This is a genomic window from uncultured Veillonella sp. (genome assembly GCF_905209685.1).
In the GTDB taxonomy this organism is placed as follows: domain Bacteria; phylum Bacillota; class Negativicutes; order Veillonellales; family Veillonellaceae; genus Veillonella.
The window spans coordinates 1-20,209 of sequence record NZ_CAJLUB010000009.1 but is presented as its reverse complement, the minus strand read 5'-3'; the positions used below and the strand labels follow the sequence as shown (position 1 = coordinate 20,209).

At 38.1% G+C, this 20,209-nt stretch carries 17 protein-coding genes, 1 other RNA gene and 1 other annotated feature; all 18 genes read left to right on the top strand.

The genetic code is table 11. The annotated features are described in order from the left end of the window. Positions 1-2 precede the first annotated feature (2 nt). Positions 3-1,472 carry a glutamate--tRNA ligase gene (gltX, locus tag QZ055_RS01775; protein ID WP_295824256.1) on the top strand — a complete coding sequence of 490 codons (1,470 nt, stop codon included), beginning with the start codon at positions 3-5 and terminating at the stop codon, positions 1,470-1,472. A 133-nt stretch (positions 1,473-1,605) separates the two neighbouring features. Then, positions 1,606-2,559, top strand: coding sequence for a bile acid:sodium symporter family protein (locus tag QZ055_RS01770; RefSeq protein WP_295824254.1), 954 nt, complete (start codon positions 1,606-1,608; stop codon positions 2,557-2,559). A gap of 242 nt (positions 2,560-2,801) precedes the next feature. Further along, positions 2,802-3,007: a binding site (T-box leader), on the top strand. Positions 3,008-3,056: 49 nt separating this feature from the next. After that, positions 3,057-4,505, top strand: coding sequence for a cysteine--tRNA ligase (cysS, locus tag QZ055_RS01765; RefSeq protein WP_060924285.1), 1,449 nt, complete (start codon positions 3,057-3,059; stop codon positions 4,503-4,505). Then, positions 4,495-4,971: a Mini-ribonuclease 3 gene (locus QZ055_RS01760; RefSeq protein WP_004697373.1), complete on the top strand. Its 477-nt coding sequence runs from the start codon at positions 4,495-4,497 to the stop codon at positions 4,969-4,971. The genes cysS and QZ055_RS01760 overlap by 11 nt, the downstream gene beginning before the upstream one ends. A gap of 1 nt (position 4,972) precedes the next feature. Then, positions 4,973-5,704 carry a 23S rRNA (guanosine(2251)-2'-O)-methyltransferase RlmB gene (gene rlmB / locus QZ055_RS01755; RefSeq protein WP_004697367.1) on the top strand — a complete coding sequence of 244 codons (732 nt, stop codon included), beginning with the start codon at positions 4,973-4,975 and terminating at the stop codon, positions 5,702-5,704. A 2-nt stretch (positions 5,705-5,706) separates the two neighbouring features. Next, positions 5,707-6,240 (top strand): NYN domain-containing protein, encoded by a 534-nt coding sequence (locus QZ055_RS01750; RefSeq protein WP_004697429.1) that lies wholly within the window; start codon positions 5,707-5,709, stop codon positions 6,238-6,240. Between the two features lie 72 nt (positions 6,241-6,312). Beyond that, on the top strand, positions 6,313-6,987 hold the full coding sequence (sigH, locus tag QZ055_RS01745; protein ID WP_295824249.1) for an RNA polymerase sporulation sigma factor SigH: 675 nt from the start codon (positions 6,313-6,315) through the stop codon (positions 6,985-6,987). A 5-nt stretch (positions 6,988-6,992) separates the two neighbouring features. Continuing rightward, positions 6,993-7,229, top strand: a complete 237-nt coding sequence (gene secG, locus QZ055_RS01740; RefSeq protein ID WP_004695991.1) for a preprotein translocase subunit SecG — start codon at positions 6,993-6,995, stop codon at positions 7,227-7,229. Positions 7,230-7,284: 55 nt separating this feature from the next. Continuing rightward, positions 7,285-9,648: a ribonuclease R gene (rnr, locus tag QZ055_RS01735; RefSeq protein ID WP_295824248.1), complete on the top strand. Its 2,364-nt coding sequence runs from the start codon at positions 7,285-7,287 to the stop codon at positions 9,646-9,648. Positions 9,649-9,656: 8 nt separating this feature from the next. Beyond that, positions 9,657-10,127, top strand: coding sequence for an SsrA-binding protein SmpB (gene smpB / locus QZ055_RS01730; RefSeq protein ID WP_295824246.1), 471 nt, complete (start codon positions 9,657-9,659; stop codon positions 10,125-10,127). A gap of 151 nt (positions 10,128-10,278) precedes the next feature. Beyond that, positions 10,279-10,779: a hypothetical protein gene (locus tag QZ055_RS01725; protein ID WP_287539564.1), complete on the top strand. Its 501-nt coding sequence runs from the start codon at positions 10,279-10,281 to the stop codon at positions 10,777-10,779. Further along, positions 10,779-11,510 (top strand): 6-carboxyhexanoate--CoA ligase, encoded by a 732-nt coding sequence (locus QZ055_RS01720; RefSeq protein ID WP_295824242.1) that lies wholly within the window; start codon positions 10,779-10,781, stop codon positions 11,508-11,510. Before QZ055_RS01725 ends, QZ055_RS01720 begins: the two co-directional genes overlap by 1 nt. Position 11,511: 1 nt before the next feature. Continuing rightward, positions 11,512-12,669 carry an 8-amino-7-oxononanoate synthase gene (gene bioF / locus QZ055_RS01715; protein WP_295824240.1) on the top strand — a complete coding sequence of 386 codons (1,158 nt, stop codon included), beginning with the start codon at positions 11,512-11,514 and terminating at the stop codon, positions 12,667-12,669. Positions 12,670-12,748: 79 nt separating this feature from the next. Next, positions 12,749-13,090: a transfer-messenger RNA gene (ssrA, locus tag QZ055_RS01710) on the top strand. 273 nt (positions 13,091-13,363) lie between these two features. After that, positions 13,364-14,491 (top strand): efflux RND transporter periplasmic adaptor subunit, encoded by a 1,128-nt coding sequence (locus QZ055_RS01705; RefSeq protein ID WP_295824238.1) that lies wholly within the window; start codon positions 13,364-13,366, stop codon positions 14,489-14,491. 14 nt (positions 14,492-14,505) lie between these two features. Beyond that, a complete protein-coding gene (locus QZ055_RS01700; protein ID WP_295824237.1) occupies positions 14,506-17,685 on the top strand; it encodes an efflux RND transporter permease subunit in 3,180 nt (1,059 codons plus the stop codon). Positions 17,686-17,835: 150 nt separating this feature from the next. Beyond that, positions 17,836-18,777: a manganese-dependent inorganic pyrophosphatase gene (locus QZ055_RS01695; RefSeq protein ID WP_295824235.1), complete on the top strand. Its 942-nt coding sequence runs from the start codon at positions 17,836-17,838 to the stop codon at positions 18,775-18,777. 110 nt (positions 18,778-18,887) lie between these two features. Beyond that, positions 18,888-20,209, top strand: a 1,322-nt coding sequence (locus tag QZ055_RS01690) for an ATP-dependent helicase (protein ID WP_295824233.1), incomplete at its 3' end; no start/stop codon positions are given.

The following is a 20,209-nucleotide window of genomic DNA, read 5'->3' as shown; positions in this document are numbered from 1 at the left end:
TCATGAGTTCCATGAAAGTTCGTTTTGCTCCAAGCCCTACGGGTCCATTCCATATTGGTGGTGCTCGTTCTGCTTTGTTTAACTGGCTATTAGCACGTAAGGAAAAAGGCACATTTGTATTGCGTATTGAAGATACAGATTTGGCTCGTTCCACACGTGAAAGTGAAGAAAATATTAAAGCTTCCTTACAATGGCTTGGCATGAACTGGGATGAAGGTATTGATGTAGGTGGCGACAATGGCCCTTACCGTCAAACAGAACGTCTCGATTTATATAAAGAAGTAACACAACGCTTATTAGACGAAGGCAAAGCTTATGAGTGCTACTGTACACCAGAAGAATTAGATGCTGTTCGTCAAGAACAAATGGATCGTGGTGAAACACCTAAATATAATGGCCATTGCCAACATTTAGATGAAGAGACAAAGGCTAAATATATTGCGGAAGGTCGTAAACCAACCATTCGTTTACGCGTTCCTTTAAACAAAACATATGCTTTCGACGATATGGTACGTGGTCATGTATCCTTTGAGTCCAACGGTGTAGGGGACTTTGTTATCGTTAAATCTGATGGTATTCCGGTATATAACTTTGCTGTAGTAATGGACGATCATATGATGGGCATTACTCACGTTATTCGTGCAGAGGAACATTTATCTAATACACCACGTCAAATGGCTATTTATGAAGCACTAGGTTGGGAAGTACCTAAATTTGGTCATATTTCCTTGATTCTTGGCAAAGATTACAAAAAAATGTCCAAACGTCATGGTGCTACATCTGTTGAACAATACAAACAATTGGGCTATTTACCAGAAGCACTAGTAAACTTCTTGGCTCTTCTTGGTTGGGCGCCAGAAGGGGAAGAAGAGTTCTTCACACAAGATGAGTTGATTCAAGCTTTCTCCATGGATCGCGTTGCTAAGAACCCTGCTGTATTCGATATTGATAAATTGAACCATATCAACTTCCACTATATGAAAAATTTGAGCGACGAAGATTTATTCCATCTTTGTTTGCCACATTTGAAAGAAGTTGGCTTGGCTCCAGATAGCTTAAATCAAGCGGATATTGATTGGTTGACATTATTATGCTCTACATTCCGCGACCATATTAGCTATGGGGCGCAAATTAAAGATCATGTAGGCATGTTTATGGGTGAAACTGTATTCCTTGAAGAAGGTCACGAAGAGGAATTGCGTGCTGTATTGAATGAAGAAACAGCTCCAACAGTTCTTAGTGCTTTCCGCAATGCATTAGCTGAACTTGATGAAATTACACCTGACGTTGTAAAAGCAACTATTAAGGCAGTAATGAAAGAAACTGCTTTGAAAGGTAAATTCGTATTCATGCCAATCCGTGTTGCTCTTACTGGTCAAATGCATGGTCCAGATTTGAACAACATTGTTACATTGCTTGGCAAAGAAAAATGCTTACATCGATTAGACAATGTTAGCGCTTTAACAAAATAGTAATATAAGCTAATTTAAAAGCTCTCATAGCTGTTGTTATGAGAGCTTTTTTATGTATATTGAGATTATTCTATAGAAATGCTATAATAATCGGCGTCTTTTATTTTTATTTATTATGAAAGTGAGTGCTTTTATGAGTATTATTCGTTCTCTTAACCACTTATTTAATAGCTATCTTTCCTGGATTGTGCTATTAATGGCGGTATTGGCGTATTTATTACCAACTGTATTTTCTTGGATGACGCCATACATTGCGTACATGCTTCAATTTGTTATGTTTGCTATGGGGTTAACATTAACAGCTAAAGTATTTTTGGATGTATTTAAGCAACCAATGAAGGTTATTTTAGTATCCGTAATTCAATTCTTATGGATGCCATTGGCAGGTTTCTTGGTTGCTATAATCTTTAATTTTCCTCCAGAAATTGGTATTGGTTTCATCTTGTTAGGGGCATGTCCAGGTGGTACAGCGTCTAATGTCATGACATTCCTTGCTAATGGTAATGTTCCTTTGTCTGTATCTGCAACAACTGTATCTACATTGTTGGCTCCAGTTTTGACACCTTTATTTGTTGTATTATATGCAGGTGCCACATCTTCCATTGAAATTCAATTTATGCCGATGTTTATTTCTATCGTAAAAATTGTATTGGTACCAATTATTTTAGGTATTGTATTGAATTACTTTATTGGCTCTAAAATTGAACCTGTTAAAGATGTATGTCCCACAATCGCGGCTATTGCAGTATTGCTTATTTTAGCTGCTGTTACAGCAGTTAACCAAAAACAAATTGCTGAAACTGGTTTCATCATCTTCGTTGCTTGCTTAGTACAAAATGTAAGTGGTTATATTGTAACGTACTTTGTATGTAAGGCTCTAAGCATCGATATTTCCTCTCGCCGTGCAATGCAAATCGAAGTGGCAATGCAAAACTCTGCATTATCCGTATCTTTAGCGCTTAAACATTTTACTCCTCAAGCGGCTGTAGCTGGTGCAGTGTTCTCTATCATTCATAACTTTACAGGCTCTATCTTCGCAGGTATTTGCCGTAAACATGATGATCAAGAAAAATTAGAAAACGCTTAATAGTTAATAACTAATGTTTCAATTATTATTTGTAAGTATACTTTTATAAATGATATTGGCATTAGTGATAAGCGTAGTAAAATATTTTCATTATAGAATTCCTCATCTTTTAAATTCTATATCCAGAATATGCATGTTTAATAGGCTATTTGGATATATTGAGAGATGAGGATTTTCTTGTTCTCATTGACATTCTATAGGATAATTGATACAATATTTACATATCTCAATATAGATTATTACTAATAGCTAAGACTGAAAGAAGTACTCTACAACTAACTTTTTAGCGAGAACCGATGGTGGGAGGGTTCAAGGATAGGTAGACGAAATGCATTCACGAGCTGACACTCCGATTATAGGTAGGTTTGTCCGGTGACGCGCCGTTATGCGATGAGTGGGTACTACATTGGTACCTAACAGAGTGGAACCGCGGACCATCGTCTCTGTATGAGATGAGGGGTCTTTTTTATTTTACGAACATGGAGGCATCGGTAACGATGAGAGAAATTACAGTTTATAATACTATGACGCGCCAAAAAGAGGTGTTTAATCCTGTAACACCAGGTGAGGCAAAGATGTACGTATGTGGTGTTACACCATATAACCATCCTCATATTGGCAATGCACGTCCATTCGTAACATGGGACGTAATTCGTCGCTACATGAAACATGTAGGCTATAAAGTAACATATGTACAAAACTTTACTGATGTAGACGATAAGATCATCAATACATCTAATGGTGAAGGTGTATCTTGGGATACTATTGCAAACCGTTATATTGATAGCTATTTTGAAGTAATGGATGCACTTGGTGTACAACGTGCTGATATTTATCCTCGTGTTTCTACACATATCGAAGACATTATCGCTATGATTTCTACATTGATTGAAAAAGGCTATGCTTATGAACTCGATGGCGATGTATATTATAGCGTTGATAAATTTGAACACTATGGTGAGTTATCTGGCCGTACATTAGATGATATGGAAGCCGGTGCTCGTATCGAAGTTGATGGCCGTAAGAAAAATCCTATGGACTTTGCATTATGGAAAGCAGCAAAACCAGGTGAACCGTATTGGGAAAGTCCTTGGGGTAACGGTCGTCCAGGCTGGCATATTGAATGTTCTGCGATGAGCCAAAAATATTTAGGTACAGAATTTGACTTCCATGGTGGTGGTAGCGATTTGATCTTCCCTCATCATGAAAACGAAATTGCTCAATCTGAAGGTTGTTCTGGACAACATCCATCTGTACGCTATTGGTTACACAATGGTTTTATTACTATTAATTCTGAAAAAATGTCTAAATCCTTGAATAACTTCTTCTTGGTAAAAGATATTTTAGAACAATATAGTCCAGATGCATTGCGCTACTTCTTGTTGAGTACACATTATCGTAGTCCATTAGATTTCTCTGATGAACGTTTAGAAGAAGCAAATAAATCTTTAGAACGTTTAAGCACTGCTATTGAAAATCTATTGTATCTTGAAAAATGTGAACCAGGTCCATGTGATGAAGCGCAACACTTATTAGAAAAAGCTAAAGAGTATGAAGAAGAATTCGAAGCAGCTATGAGCGATGACTTCAATACTGCGTTAGCTACATCTAGCATGTTCGGTCTTGCTAAAGAGATCAACATTTACTATCAAGCTGTAACAGGTCGTGAAGGTGTTGTTTGCCAAGAAGCTATTGCTGAAGTAAAACGTATCTTCAAGTTCATGACAGAAGTAATTGGTATTCTTGAAAAAGCATGGGAAGGCAACACAGGTGCTAACGCTGCTGAATATGAAGAATTAATGCAAGTAATCTTGTCTGTACGTCAAGCATGTCGCGATCAAAAACAATGGGCATTAGCTGATTGTATCCGCGATCGTTTGGCTGAAATCGGTATTACTATTGAGGATTCCCCTCAAGGTGCACGGTGGAAAAAACGTGAAGTTTAAACAATTTCAATTCTTAAAGAATGAAGCAATAAAAAAGTTGACGGCTCTTGAACAAGAGCCGCTTCGTTTGCGTAAACGAACTATAGAGGAGTGTCTCAGTGCAGATGCAGTTATGCTTGCCTATATTGGCGATGCCGTATACTCCATGTATGTCCGTGAACGAGTGGTACAAATGAATATATCTAAGGTACAAGTGTTGCACACCATTGTTACTGAGTTTATTTGTGCTAAGTCACAAGCGAAGGTATTGCTTGAAATAGAGGATGCTTTCACAGAACAAGAACAAGCTATTGCACGACGAGCTAGAAATAGTAATGTAAATGTGCCAAAAAGTAGTTCTGTTCAAGAGTATCGTAGTAGTACAGCCTTTGAAGCCGTACTTGGATTTCTTTATGAAACGCGTCAAGATGAGCGCTTACAAGATGTTATGAAGCAAGCCTTTTCAATAACTCTACGAGGTATGTAGTATGGATAATTATATTGTAGGTCGCAATGCGGTTAAAGAGGCCCTTAAAAGTGGTCGTTCCATCCAGCGCATTATGGTCAGTGAAGATAAGGTTAAAACAGGTCTAGCTGATATTGTTGGCCTTGCTAAATCTCAAGGCATTGAAGTGCGTCCAACACCTATCAAACAAATGAATAAATATGATTTAGAGGTACCACACCAAGGTGTTATTGCTCTTGTTTCTGCTGTTCAATTTAAGGAACTTGGTGAAGTACTACAAGAGACGAATCATGATGTCCCTTTGCTTATCCTAACAGATGGTGTTGAGGATCCACATAACATGGGCGCAATTATCCGTACTGCGGAATGTGTAGGGGCTACGGCCGTACTCATTCCTAAGCGTCACAATGCTCCTATTAATGCTACTGTAGCTAAAACATCGGCAGGTGCTATTGAACAAATTCCACTTGTACAGGTTGGGAATGTAGCTCAAACTATTAAACAACTTCAAAAACAAGGTTTTTGGGTTATGGGCGCTCATATGGAAGGTGATCGTACCTTATACGAGGCGGATATGACAATTCCTACAGTTATCGTTATCGGTAATGAAGGTAAGGGCATTAGCCGCGTTGTGAAAGAGGCTTGTGATTTCCTCGTTACCATCCCTATGTATGGGAATTTAAATTCTTTGAATGCATCTGTTGCAGCCGCCGTTCTTATGTATGAAGCGGTTCGTCAACGACAAGCGAAATAATTATGTTAAAAGATATCTTAATTGTAGATGGATATAATGTGATATTCGCCTGGACTCATCTAAAGAAATTGGCTCATGAGTCATTAGAACATGCCCGTATGGAGCTTAGAGATAGATTGTTAAACTACGGAAAATTCAAGGGATACGAAGTTATCCTTGTGTTTGATGGTAAATATACAAAGTCTGGCGGTTCTGTAGAGGCTATTACGAGCGGATTTCTTGAAGTCTATACTGAGGATGGAGAGACGGCGGATTCCTTTATTGAACGAGAGGTATTTTTGCGGAAAGGCAAATATACCAATGTATATGTTGTAACCTCTGATGGAGCTGAACAAAATCAAATTCTTGGATCTGGTGGTTTACGCATTCCAGCTCGAGAATTGCAAAATATGATTCGCATAGCTAAGGAAGAGGAACGACTACAATACGCTCATGAACATAGACGAGATCAATTTAGCTTGCGACGTAATGAAGTAGGAGGTTTATTATCTCCTGAAGTAGCTGAAAAGCTTGAGAAATTACGCCGTGGCCATTGATAGTTGAAAATCACATATAGTTCCAGTATAATGAATATATTGGTTTTTCTGCTCAATTGTAAGGAGGAGCATATGAACACAATTCATACACGCAAGTCCGATTACAATTTCAAAGAAATGACCGATGAGCAAGTTGTGGTCATAGCTCAAGAAGAGCAAAATGAGTTTGCAATCGATTATATTGTTAATAAATATAAAAACTTTGTTCGTGCAAAAGCACGGTCTTACTTTTTGGTAGGTGCTGATCGTGAGGATATTATCCAAGAAGGAATGATTGGCCTCTATAAGGCTACGCGAGATTTTAAACATGATAAGCTAGCGTCCTTTAGAGCTTTTGCAGAGCTTTGTATAACTAGACAAATTATTACGGCTATTAAGTCGGCAACAAGACAAAAACATGCGCCTTTAAATTCCTATGTATCGTTAAATAAACCGGTATATACAGAGGAATCAGAGCGTACGTTGATCGAGATGCTATCCTCAGCAAAGGTTACCAATCCTGAGGATCTTATTATCAGCCAAGAAGAATTGGATGATATTGAGCGCAATATTGGTCATATTTTAAGTGAACTCGAGTGGGAGGTCTTGGAAGGATATTTAGACGGACGTTCTTACCAAGAAATGGCTGAGGTCACAGATCGCAGTGTCAAATCTATAGACAATGCGTTACAAAGGGTTAAACGTAAATTAGAGAAGTATTTAGAACATCGGGTTTTGGATTCTCCAAGAGCCACACAGGAAGGATGACAGTCGTGACAAATTTCTTAATGATTGTAGAAGTTATCGTATCTATCTTATTAATCGTAGTAGTTGTTGCACAGAATAGCAAAAACGCAGGCATGGGTGGTGCTGTTTCTGGTGCGGCAGACTCTTCTTTTGGTGGTAAGCAACGCGGTTTAGACGCTTTCTTATCTAAATGTACGATTATATTGGGGATTATCTTTGCTGTGTTGAGCTTAGTGTTAGGGGCAATGATTAATCAATTCTAATGATGAAAGCCTGCTTTGCAGGCTTTTTCTTTTTTCAGAATAAGGAGGTGAAGATTTGAAGAAGAAAGTATTAGACTTTTATAAATCTATACAACCACATGCATATCATATTGAAGATGCTGCTATGGATAATCACATTCGAGGTGGTAAGGATCTTGAGATGTTTATTCGTTCAGCCAAAATGCTTGCTCGAGAAGGGGTGCTAACATCTTCTCGACCTGATGTATATCAATATGCAGAACAACAACATGAAGAATATGAAGGTATTTATAAGGGCTATCGTAAGTCGTATGGCTTTGTGATCATGCCTGATGATGAAGATATATATGTAGCAGAACAAAATAAAGGGACTGCTATGCACAATGATAAGGTTCGAGTTCGCGTCGTACCTTCTAACTATACAAAGCATAAACGAGAAGGCGTCATCGTTGATGTTATTGAACGAGCTAATGAAACGATTGTAGGTACCTATGACCGACAACAACATTTTGGCTTTGTTATCCCTGATGATGAGCGTATAGGGACCGATATCTTTGTAGATTTAAAAAATACATTAGATGCACGTAGTGGCGCAAAGGTACTAGTCAAAATTACAAAATGGCCGGAAGGTGATAAAAAGCCAGAAGGTATTATTACTGAAATTCTTGGCTATAAAGGTGATGTAGGCCTCGATATTAACTGCATCATGGCGAATCATAAGATTCCATTTAATTTCCCAGACGATGTCATTAAAGCTAGCAAAAAAATTGATACTGTGATTCATGAGGATCCTGATCGTTGGGACCTTCGTGATGTACAAATGGTTACTATCGATGGGGAAGACGCAAAGGATTTAGATGATGCTGTGAGTGGTCGTAAATTGCCAAATGGTAATTATGAATTAGGCGTACATATTGCAGATGTTAGTCATTATGTAACATCTGGGCAACCTATTGATAATGAGGCTTACAAACGTGGTACATCTGTATATTTAGTTGATAGAGTAGTACCGATGTTACCAGAGGTTTTATCCAATGGCATTTGTAGTTTAAATGTTCATGAAGACCGTTATGCCATGACGTGTATGATGGAAATTGATCATACTGGTAAGGTTGTACATTATCGTATTCGACCATCTATTATCCATGTAGGCCGTCGTTGTAGTTATAAAGAAGTGTATAAGGCGCTGGAAGAAAATATTATTCCTGATGATTTACAAGACTTTATGCCTATGCTTCGCGATTTAGCAGAAATCTCTAAAATTCTTAATGCAATGCGTCGTCGTAGAGGTGCATTGGACTTTGATTTTCCTGAGTACAAGGTATTACTTGATCATGATGGGACACCTTTGCGCATCGTAAAACGAGATCGTACCATGGCGGAACGACTTATCGAAGAATGTATGCTCATTGCCAATGAAACAGTGGCTACACATTTAGAGCATACACACCGTACATCGGTATATCGTATTCATGAGAATCCTAGTGAAGAAAAACTAGATTTATTCCAAAAGGTGCTTAATTATTTAGGTCAAAACTTAGTACTTAGTACTGATGGTGTAACACCACGAGATTTCCAAAAAATCTTAGATGTAGTAAAAGGGCAAGATATTGAGCAAGTAGCTCAAATTATGACCTTGCGCTCTATGCAGCAAGCTAAATATAGTACCAACAATGTGGGCCATTTTGGCTTGGCATCCACATGTTATACGCATTTCACATCTCCAATTAGACGATATCCTGACTTAATGGTTCACCGCCTTTTAAAAGCGGATATGCATTGGGAAAATGGCTATTCTAAACGCGATGTAGATGAAACCTTCTTAGTGGGGGCTGTAGAACATTCTTCTATACAAGAACAAGTTGCCACTGAGGCCGAACGAGATACAGTAGATCTCAAAAAGACGCAATATATGGTTCCATTTGTAGGAGAAGTCTTTGAAGGAACAATTTCTAGCATTACGTCCTTTGGGATGTTTGTAGAGTTAGAAAATGGTATCGATGGTCTCGTGCATATGAGCATGATGAACGATGATTACTATTTCTTCGATGAAGAACATTTTGTGCTCGTAGGTAAGAGAACCGGTAAAACCTATCACTTAGGTGAAAAGGTAACTGTTACATTGGTGAAAGCTGATGTAGAAAAGAAACAAATCGACTTTGTACTAGGTGAAGTTAATAATCTAATGGCTATTCAAGAACAATTGCGTAGTGGTTCTGACTATGCAAGTAGTCGAGATAGCTTTGGTAGTCGTAAAGGTCGTAAATCTTCAAGCAAATCTAGTAAAAAATCTTCACGACGGGATAGCAATAAATCTAGTCATTCTAAATACGATACTTTCAGTAAAAAATCTAGTAAAGGCAAATCAAGTCGTAAGAAATCTAATAAAACATCGAAGCGCAATCAATCTAAGAAATCTAAAAGTAAACGTAAACGATAGAGGTATATATGGCGAAACAATCTAGTCCATCTCTTATTGCTGATAATCGTAAGGCGCGTCATGATTTTAATATTCATGAAACCTATGAAGCCGGTATTGCTTTGACAGGTACTGAAATTAAATCCATACGTCAAGGTAAGCTGAACCTAAAAGATAGCTTTTGTCGCATTGATAAAGGTGAGCTCTTATTGTATGGCGTTCACATTAGTCCATACGAACAGGGGAACCGCTTTAATCATGAACCTGAACGAACTCGCAAATTGTTGATGCATAAATCTGAAATCAATAAACTGCATACTCAGGTTAAGGAGAAAGGATTCTCTTTAGTGCCCCTTAATTTCCATTTCAGTCATGGTTATGTAAAGGTAACCGTTGGTCTTGTAACTGGTAAAAAGCTGTATGATAAGCGTCAAGATATGGCAGAACGCGATGCTAAGCGAGATATTGCTAAGAGACTTAAAGAACAACAAAAATATTAAAATAAAGAAATCGAGTCATAATGGCTCGATTTTTTTGTGATATTTGTCAACTTATTCTGTATTTTTAGTTGATAAATATGTATATTGAAATTATAATGTAAACAAAGAGTCGTGTTTGTGGTTGACATTTTCTAAGTAGAGGAGAAACATCATGAATCAGAACATTCGGTACATTACTGAGGTCGCTATTTTAACGGCTATGATTACTGTATTAGGGGCTATTAAAATACCTAATGTCATTCCAGGTATAGAGTTTCAATTATCGGCCCCGTTGGCGGTAGCCATATGTGCCGTATTCGGATTTAAAAAGTATATTATTAGTGGATGTTTATCTAGCTTAATTGGCCTAGCACTAGGTACTCAAACTATTTTAAATGTTATGATTGCCATGCAATTTCGCCTCATTGTAGGTTTAATCCTTTGGATGTGCCACAATCACTTGATTGGTATTATGATTTCAGGCCCAATTGCATCTGCCTTAGCGCGGTTAACCTTGTCCGTATATATTGGTAAAGCCGCATTGCCTATGGTTGCATTAGCTGTGCCTGGTATGATTTTTACGGTTATTATGGCTCCTGTATTTGTAAAGGTATTCCGTAAAATTCATAGTCAAGCACATCAAAATCATGTAATAAAAGGCAAGGTATCATAATGAGTGAATTATATAGTGTACGCATGCGTGCAGCACAAGGTGGTCCCCATGAAAAAGGGGGCCACCATATTTCTGGTGCAGAGCGTATCGTAAAATTAGATGATGTTGGCACCATAGCGCAATCCTTAGCTGAACGTGCACTGCATCATAGTAAAGGAACTGCTGATTTTATAAATATTACAGTAGATTTAATTCCACAGGAGAAGATTTCCTATATAGACTGTCTAAGGGTAGAGGAACATAAAACTGGTAGCATTCCTGAATCCCATCAATTGGCAACGGAACTTTTACAAGGTACCACTATTACTGAAACTGCTGTTAGAAAAGCTATCGGTATGTTAAAAAATTTAGATAGATCCATGCGCGGCGCTATGTTAGTGGATGCTATTTCGGGTGAACGCTTAGATGAAGGCAATCGCGGTGTACGTGTGAGTCATATGGACTCCTTTGACTCTCATGCATTAGGTGACAATGAACATATGAGGGAGGCTTTAGTATTGGCCTCTAAGGTTCAATCCGCAGAGGGTGTTGTTGGTGAATTATGTTGGTCTGATGATCCAGATTATACAGTAGGCTATGTGGCTTGTAATGGTGTATATCATCGAATTCCTCATATGAAAGAATTAGGGTCTAATATAGGGGGACGGGTTTTCTTTGTACGGTCTGATATAGATAGTGAAAGTGTAATCGAGTATTTGGAGAGTGCTCCTGTACTTGTTCAACGGAGATAACATGTACGAATTTTTTAAAGAGCAATTAGATGCTAAGGAACAGAATCATAATTTACGAACCTTAAAAGAATATTGTCCTATAGATGCAGTGCGAGTTAAACGAGATGATAAAGAATATTTAATGATGGCTTCAAATAATTATTTAGGCCTTACCTTTGACTCCCGTGTAATAGAAGGGGCTCTGAAAGGAGCTCAACAATATGGTACAGGGTCTGGTGGATCGCGCCTCGTATCTGGTACGTTTCCATTATTTACTGATCTTGAAAATGAATTAGCAAAATTTAAGAATACTGAAAAAGCCCTCGTATTTAATACAGGTTATATGGCTAATGTGGGAACTATTTCTGCTATAGCTGATAAGAATACTATCATTTTTAGCGATGCTTTAAATCACGCTAGTATTATTGATGGGTGTAGATTGAGTAGAGGAGCAGTAAAGGCTTATAGCCATTGTGATGTAGACGAACTAAAGTATTTATTAAAGCAAGTAGATCGTAATGCAAGAAAGCTTATTGTCACAGATGGTGTATTTAGCATGGATGGGGATATTGCACCGCTTGATAAACTATATGAATTAAGCCGTGACTATAATGCATTGCTCATGGTAGATGATGCTCATGCAACAGGAACAATTGGTAATGGTCATGGTACGGCTGCTTATTTTAATTTAGAGAAAGAGATAGATATTCAACTCGGTACATTGAGTAAATCCTTAGGATCTGTTGGTGGTTATATAGCTGCAAATAGCACTATCATAGATTATCTCGTTAATACGAGTCGTAGCTTTATATTCTCCACCGCATTATCTCCTGCAGATATAGGAGCGGCCCTGGCTGCATTACATATTCTTGAGACAGATGCATCTGTTTTAGGGCGTTTACAAGAAAATGTAAACTATATGGCAGATAAATTAACTTCTATGGGAATTGATGCGACCAATGAAACGCCAATTTTCCCAATTCTAATCGGAAGTAATGAAGATACACTTGCAGTATCTGATTATCTATATGAGGCTGGCATTATAGGCACCGCTATTCGTCCGCCTACAGTACCTATTGGTGAAAGCAGAATTCGATTGACCGTTACAGCCGCTCATAATAAAGAACAAATAGATTATGTATGTCATACATTGCATAAAGCGATGCAGACAGTAAGGTAAATAAGAATGTTGGTCTAGTGAAGTTTTGGTTGAATTGACAGCACTAATAAATAGGCTTATAATTATGAGACCGACGCACGGGGATGTAAAGGTTTCGACAGGGGTGCGTGTGGTATAGATAGCGAGTCGGCGTTCCATGAGGCCGTTAAACGGTGGGAAAACATTTAAACGCAGAAGAAAATTTTGCATTAGCTGCATAAGCTACGTCCCTCATACTTGTGCCTACCAAGTGTGAATGGACGTCAAACCGTAGGCTGGCTTAATTCAGTTGTTCATATGAATTAGGCGAGACAATATGAACTGGGGTTGTGTAGCTTGTCTGTGAGCGGTAGCAACCTGAGACTTAAATCATAGACTGTGCTCGGAGAAGTCTATATGGCAACACTTCTGGACAGGGGTTCGACTCCCCTCATCTCCACCATATTAAATATATATGCTAGTAGTATTGAATGCTTGGTAATAGTTTCTATACTACTAGCATTTTTTTGTACACAAAAAATGATGAAAGTCAATAATTTTTATCATTTTTGTTGTATACAATGAATATGAATCTATTTAGGTTTTATCTAGGTTTTATCTAGGTGGAGGAGTATCGAAAAAATTGACTTTGCCTATAGAATCCTGTAAAATATATAAAGATATTTATGTAATTATGACACATAGATGATTAGTTTCGTGTAAAGGAGTACAGATAATGAAGTTCCGTTATTCCCGTATGTTAGCGGCTCTCGTTGTATCCGCTGTAATGGTTGCTGGATGTGGCAGCAATCAACAGCAAGCAGGCGACGTGAGTGTCAATGCATACAAAATTACTGCAAGTGATGCACAGGTAAACCAAACCTATGCTGGTACTGTAGTTGCAGAAAACTCTGTAGCTGTACATGCTCGTGTAACTGGTTACGTTGTTGAAAAATATGTTAAAGGTGGCGAGCAAGTTGTAGCTGGCCAACCATTATATCGTATCGACTCTCGTCAGTACGAAGCTAGTCTTGCTAATGCAGAAGCGCAAGCTGCTCAAGCTAATGCGACTTACAAAAATGCTGAAGTAGATCTTAATCGTTATGAAACATTGGCGCAACAAGATGCTATTGCGCAACAACGTGTAGATACACAACGCAGTACTACAGAACAAGCTAAGGCAGCATATGAAGCATATGAAGCATCTGTAAAAATTGCTCAAGATAACTTGGGTGACACAATAGTATATGCACCATATTCCGGTACATTACGTATGGACGATATTGATATGGGTACATTTGTACAAGCTGGTTCTACAACTTTAGTTACAATTGACTCCATTGATCCTATTTTTGTTGAATTTAGCATGACTGAAGAAGAATATCTTGACTTCATGAAAAATCCAACTGGCGATGATTCCAATGGTCCTAATATTCAATTAAAGCTTGCTGATGGTGAAACCTATAATGAACTTGGTTCTATCGTACAAGCGGCGAGAAGCTTAGATCAATCTACAGGCAAGCTCGTATTGAAAGCATCCTTCCCAAATCCTAATCATTTATTGTTGCCAAATATGTATGCAACCGTTATTTCTCCAGGGGAAAAACTTAAAAATGCTATCCTCGTACCAAATCGTGCGATTCTTCAAATTATGGATAAAAACTTCGTCTATGTTGTGAATGCTGATGGTGTCGTAGAGCAAAAAACTGTTGAACTTGGCGGTACAAGTGGTAGCGATACAATTATTAAAGCCGGTTTGGCACCTGGAGACACAATCATAGTTGATGGTTTAACTAAGGTTAAAAACGGTGCGAAGGTTAATGCTAAATTGCTTTCAAAAGAACAATTAAAAGCTACAAAATAGAAGGGGGCTAGATCGTGTCGAAATTCTTTATTAATCGACCTATCTTTGCCATCGTAATAGCCATTGTTATTACCTTGGTAGGTCTCATTTCTATGATGAACCTTCCGGTAGCTCGATATCCACAAATTTCTCCACCTACAGTTCGTGTTAACACTGCCTATACTGGTGCAACGGCTCAAGTTGTAAATGATACTGTAGCCAGTGTTATTGAAACACAAATTGTAGGCGTACAAGATATGGACTATATGACATCTAGTAGTTCTAGTAACGGTAGCTACTCTTTGACAGTTCAGTTCAATCAAGGTACAGATGCTGATATGGATACGGTTAATACTCAAAACCGTGTTCAAGCAGCACTTGCTCAATTGCCTGCAGAGGTACAAGCAGTTGGTGTTACAACTACTAAATCTTCTGGTGATATGGCGATGGTATTCTCCTTAAGCTCACCTAATGGTACGTATGATTCTACATTCTTAAAGAACTATGGTACCAACTATATGATGGATACCATCAAAGCTATTAAGGGTGTAGGTTCTGTACAAGAGTTCGGTTCTGACTATGCTATGCGCATTTGGTTGGATCCTGCCAAAATGCAAAACCTTGGTGTTACTATTTCTGAAGTAACGACAGCTATTAAGGGGCAAAACTTACAAGCTGCAGCCGGTACGGTAGGTCAAAATCCTACTAATGGTGAACAAGCATTCCAATATCCTATCAAAATTGAAGGTCGTCTTGTGACACCTGAACAATTTGGTAATATTGCTATTAAAAGTTCCAATGGTAAGGTGTTGCATCTAAAAGATGTTGCTCGTATTCAAATTGGTGCAAAAGGGTATGACTTTATTGCTAAGTCCGCTCATAAAGAGGTAGCAGGTTTTGCTATTTCCCTTCAAAATGATGCCAATGCATTAGAAACTATTGCTAATGTTAAGAAGGTATTGGATGAACAATCTAAATCCTTCCCACCAGATATGCAATATAACGTAGTGGTAGATAATACAAAATTCGTTAGTGCTTCTATCAATGAGGTAGAGCATACATTTGTAGAAGCATTGCTACTCGTTCTTATCGTAGTGTATGTGTTCTTGCAATCCTGGCGCTCTACAATTATTCCTATGATTGCTGTGCCAGTATCCTTGCTAGGTACATTTGGGGCGTTCGTATTATTAAATTTCTCTATTAATACATTGACACTCTTTGCGATGGTACTAGCTATCGGCCTCGTAGTTGACGATGCTATCGTAGTAGTAGAGGCTGTTGAATACGAATTACAATATAATGGTTTGTCTCCTAAAGACGCTGCTATTAAAGCGATGGAAAATGTACAAGGCCCTGTAATTGGTATCGCCTTTGTATTGGTAGCGGTATTCGTGCCTGTTGCCTTCATGGGTGGTATGACAGGTATCCTTTACAAACAGTTCGCCTTAACAATCGCTGTATCTGTTGTTATTTCTGCGATTGTCGCTCTTGTTTTGACACCAGCTCTATGTGCTACGATGTTAAAACCTCACACACCAAAAGAACGTGAAGACTGGGTACATCGTCAGTTAAACAAATTTAATGCAGCTTTAGAGCGTTTTAGCAATTGGTATGGTATCCAATTGGCTCGTTTAAGCCATCGTTTGAGCTTAACTGTTATTGCATTATTAATCTTTGCTGGTGGTACTGGTTTAGTATTCCACTTCTTACCTACATCCTTTGTACCTGCAGAGGATAGCGGTTACTACATGATTGCTGTTAATGAGCCGCCAGGTGCCACATCTGAGCGTACTATGGCTACACTTGAAAAAATAGCATCTTTCTTAGAAGGTAAAAATGATCCTGAAAAACCTAAGAATGAACAATTATTCCAAGAGGTATTTACTGTAGCAGGCTTTGACCTTTTAGGGAATGGTCAAAAATCTAGTGCTGGTGTAATCTTTGCTACTATGTCTGACTGGAAGTATCGTACAACTCAAGCAACATCTATTAATGCAATGGTTGGTCAAACATTTGGCTTTGCTGCTAAAGGCGTACCAGAAGCAACTGTAGTTGCTTTGAATCCACCATCTATTCCAGGTTTAGGGGCTACAGGTGGTTTCAGCATGTACCTTATTAACAAAGCTGGTGACAGCCCACAAGTTATGGCGGAACATGCTAATGAATTCTTAGCAGAAGCACGTAAGAGTCCAGCAATTCAATCTATTTACACTACATTTGAAACATCTACACCATCCTTACAATTTGATGTGAATCGTGAAAAAGCGGCTCAAGATGGTGTGGCATTAGCTGATATCTTTACTACATTGCAAGGTTTTTATGGTAGTATTCAAGTCAATGACTTCACTACATATGGTAAAAACTATAAAGTAGTAGTTCAAGCTGAAGACGCTTACCGTCAAAATGCAGAACAGCTTAATATGCTAGCTGTTCGTAATAGCAAGGGCCTTATGGTTCCAGTATCTAACTATATTACGAAGGAACAAACTGGCACACCATCTAGTATTACTCGTTTTGATAATGCAATGGCTGTACAAATCGGTGGTTCTCAAGCGAATGGTTATTCCTCTGGTGATGCTATTAATGCATTGAAAGAGGCGGCAGCTAAAACTTTACCAGCCGGTTATACATATGACTGGGCCGGTCAATCTCGTGAAGAGTTGAAAGCTGGTTCTCAAACCATCATGATTCTTGGTTTAGGTCTAGTATTTGTATTCTTAATCTTGGCCGCCTTGTATGAATCTTGGAAGGTTCCATTTGCCGTATTGTTCTCTGTACCATCTGGTATGATTGGTGCTGCATTAGTACCATTCTTGTTGAATTTTACTGGTCGATTCCAATTAGCAAATGATATTTACATGCAAATCGGTTTATTAACCTTGGTAGGTTTGGCGGCGAAGAACGCCATTCTGATCATCGAGTATGCGAAGATTCGTGTAGATGAACGCGGTATGGATATCGTCGATGCGGCTATCGAAGCGGCTAAGATTCGTTTGCGTCCAATCTTGATGACTTCCTTTGCATTCATCTTTGGTGTATTGCCATTGGCAATTTCTACTGGTGCCGGTTCTGGTGCTCGTACATCAATGGGGATCACGGTAGTAGCAGGCATGACAACCGCTACATTCTTTGGTATCTTTATCATTCCAATGCTTTTCATCATCATTGAAAAGATTGGTCCTGGATTCTTTACGAAACGTAAAAAGAATCACTAAATCCAAATTTCATAACACAAATAAAACACGCTTATAACATAGCTTATAGGCGTGTTTTTTTGACTATTTTATGGTATAATATGCTAGTTAAAACGATTTAATTATCGCATGGGCGATATTGTGAAATATTTATATAAAAGAGGTATAAACATGAGTGATGTAAAAACATTTGTGGCTGGTCATAAAAGCCCTGATACAGATTCTATTTGTTCTGCTATTTCTTATGCTAATTTGTTAACACAAATGGGTACACCTGCAACGCCTGTATGTGCTGGTGATGCGAATAAGGAAACTAAATACGCATTGGAACATTTCGGTTTCGAACACCCACAAATCGTTACAAACTGGGAAGAGTTCGCTCCTAATGGTGGCGATTTATACTTAACTGACCACAATGAATCCAAGCAAATCATCGACGGTTATAAATCCATGAATATGTGTGGCGTTATCGATCATCACCGTATTGGTGATTTTGAAACTGATGGCCCTGTATTTATTCGTATGGAACCAGTAGGTTGTACAAATACAATTTTGACTAAACTTTATATTGAAAATAATCAAGAAATTCCTAAGAATATTGCTGGTTTAATGTTATCTGCTATTATTTCTGATACTGTATTGTTCCGCTCTCCAACATGTACAGAAACAGACAAGGAAATGGCTCATAAACTAGCTTCCATCGCTGGTGTAGATATTGAATCCTATGGTTTAGACATGTTGAAAGCTGGCGCAGATATTTCTGATTTAACAAACGATGAAATCGTTCGTACTGATATGAAAGAATTCTCCGAAGCAGGTCAAACGATTTCTATCGGTCAAATTTCCGTTATGGATACAACTGATGTATTGGCAAAACAAGCTGAATTAGTAGCAGCTCTAGAAGCTCTTCGTACAGCTAATGGCTATGCGGCATCCTATATTATGGTTACCAATATTCTTGATGAAAGCACAACATTGATCTATAGCGGTGATGTAGAATCTGTTGTAGTTAACGCATTTGGTAAAGATGTAAAAGATAATGCTGTATTCTTACCAAATACAATGTCCCGTAAGAAACAAATTGTACCTCCAATTTTAGGAGCTATGAAATAATAAAGGATATAGACATATCATGGTAATAAAAACGTTGCTCTTGCAACGTTTTTATTATATGTGATGGTCATTTATAATTACTCATTTTATGTTATAGATAAGGAGATACCATGCAATCATTGTTAGATGGCTTGAATCGGGAGCAACAACAAGCTGTACAACATACCGAAGGCCCACTATTGATTTTAGCAGGTGCAGGATCAGGGAAAACAAAGGTATTAACTGTACGTATAGCATATTTACTAGCTCAAGGTGTAAATCCTTATGAAATCTTAGCTATTACATTTACCAATAAGGCGGCTAAGGAAATGAAAAGCCGTGTAGAAGGCCTTGTAGGCGATGTAGCTAATCGAATTTGGCTAAGTACATTCCACAGCTTTTGTGCTAAATTTTTACGCTTTGAATTAGATAATTTTTTAGGTTATAACAGTAATTTTACAATTTATGATACATCTGACTCTCAAGTCGTTATAAAGGCAGCGTTGAAGGCCCTTAATCTTGACGATAAATATTATCCTGTAGGTGCTATGATCAGTGCTATTTCCGATGCGAAAAATAAATTGATGTTTGCTTCTGATTATAGAAAACAAGCACGAGATTTTTACCAACAAAAGGTAGCTGATGTATATGAATACTACGAACGAGAATTGCGTAAAAATAATGCATTAGATTTCGATGATTTATTGCTAGTAGCTGTTAAATTATTACAATCTAATGCAGCTGTACTTGATAAATACAGCAAACGTTTTAAGTATGTTATGATTGATGAATATCAAGATACGAACCACGCTCAATACTTATTGGCTTATTTATTATCATCGCATTGGAAGAATATCGCCGTCGTAGGTGATGCTGACCAAAGTATTTATGCATGGCGTGGTGCAGATATTCAAAATATCCTCGATTTTGAAAAGGATTATCCAAATTGTACATCCATTAAATTGGAGCAAAACTATCGTTCTACAAAAATCATATTGGATGCGGCTAATGCAGTTATCGATAATAATGAAGGACGCCCAGAAAAGAATCTTTGGACTGATAAAGTAGAAGGAGCTAAAATCCAGCACTTTACGGCTCAATCGGAACATGAAGAGGCGGCTTTCATAGGCGATACAATAGTCAAAAAACACGATATTCACGGCGTACCGTATGGTGATATGGCTATCCTATATCGTACCAATGCACAATCCCGTGTGTTAGAAGAAGCGTTGATTAAACGTGCCTTACCGTACACTATGGTAGGTGGCACTAAGTTCTATGATCGTAAAGAAATCAAAGATGTGCTCGCCTATTTGCGCGTATTATATAATCCGTTCGATGATTTAAGTTTGTTGCGTATTATCAATGTACCAAAGCGTAGTATAGGTGCCACTACTGTTTCTAAGTTACAAGACTATGCACGTGAAAATGGTACTTCCTTATTTATGACCTT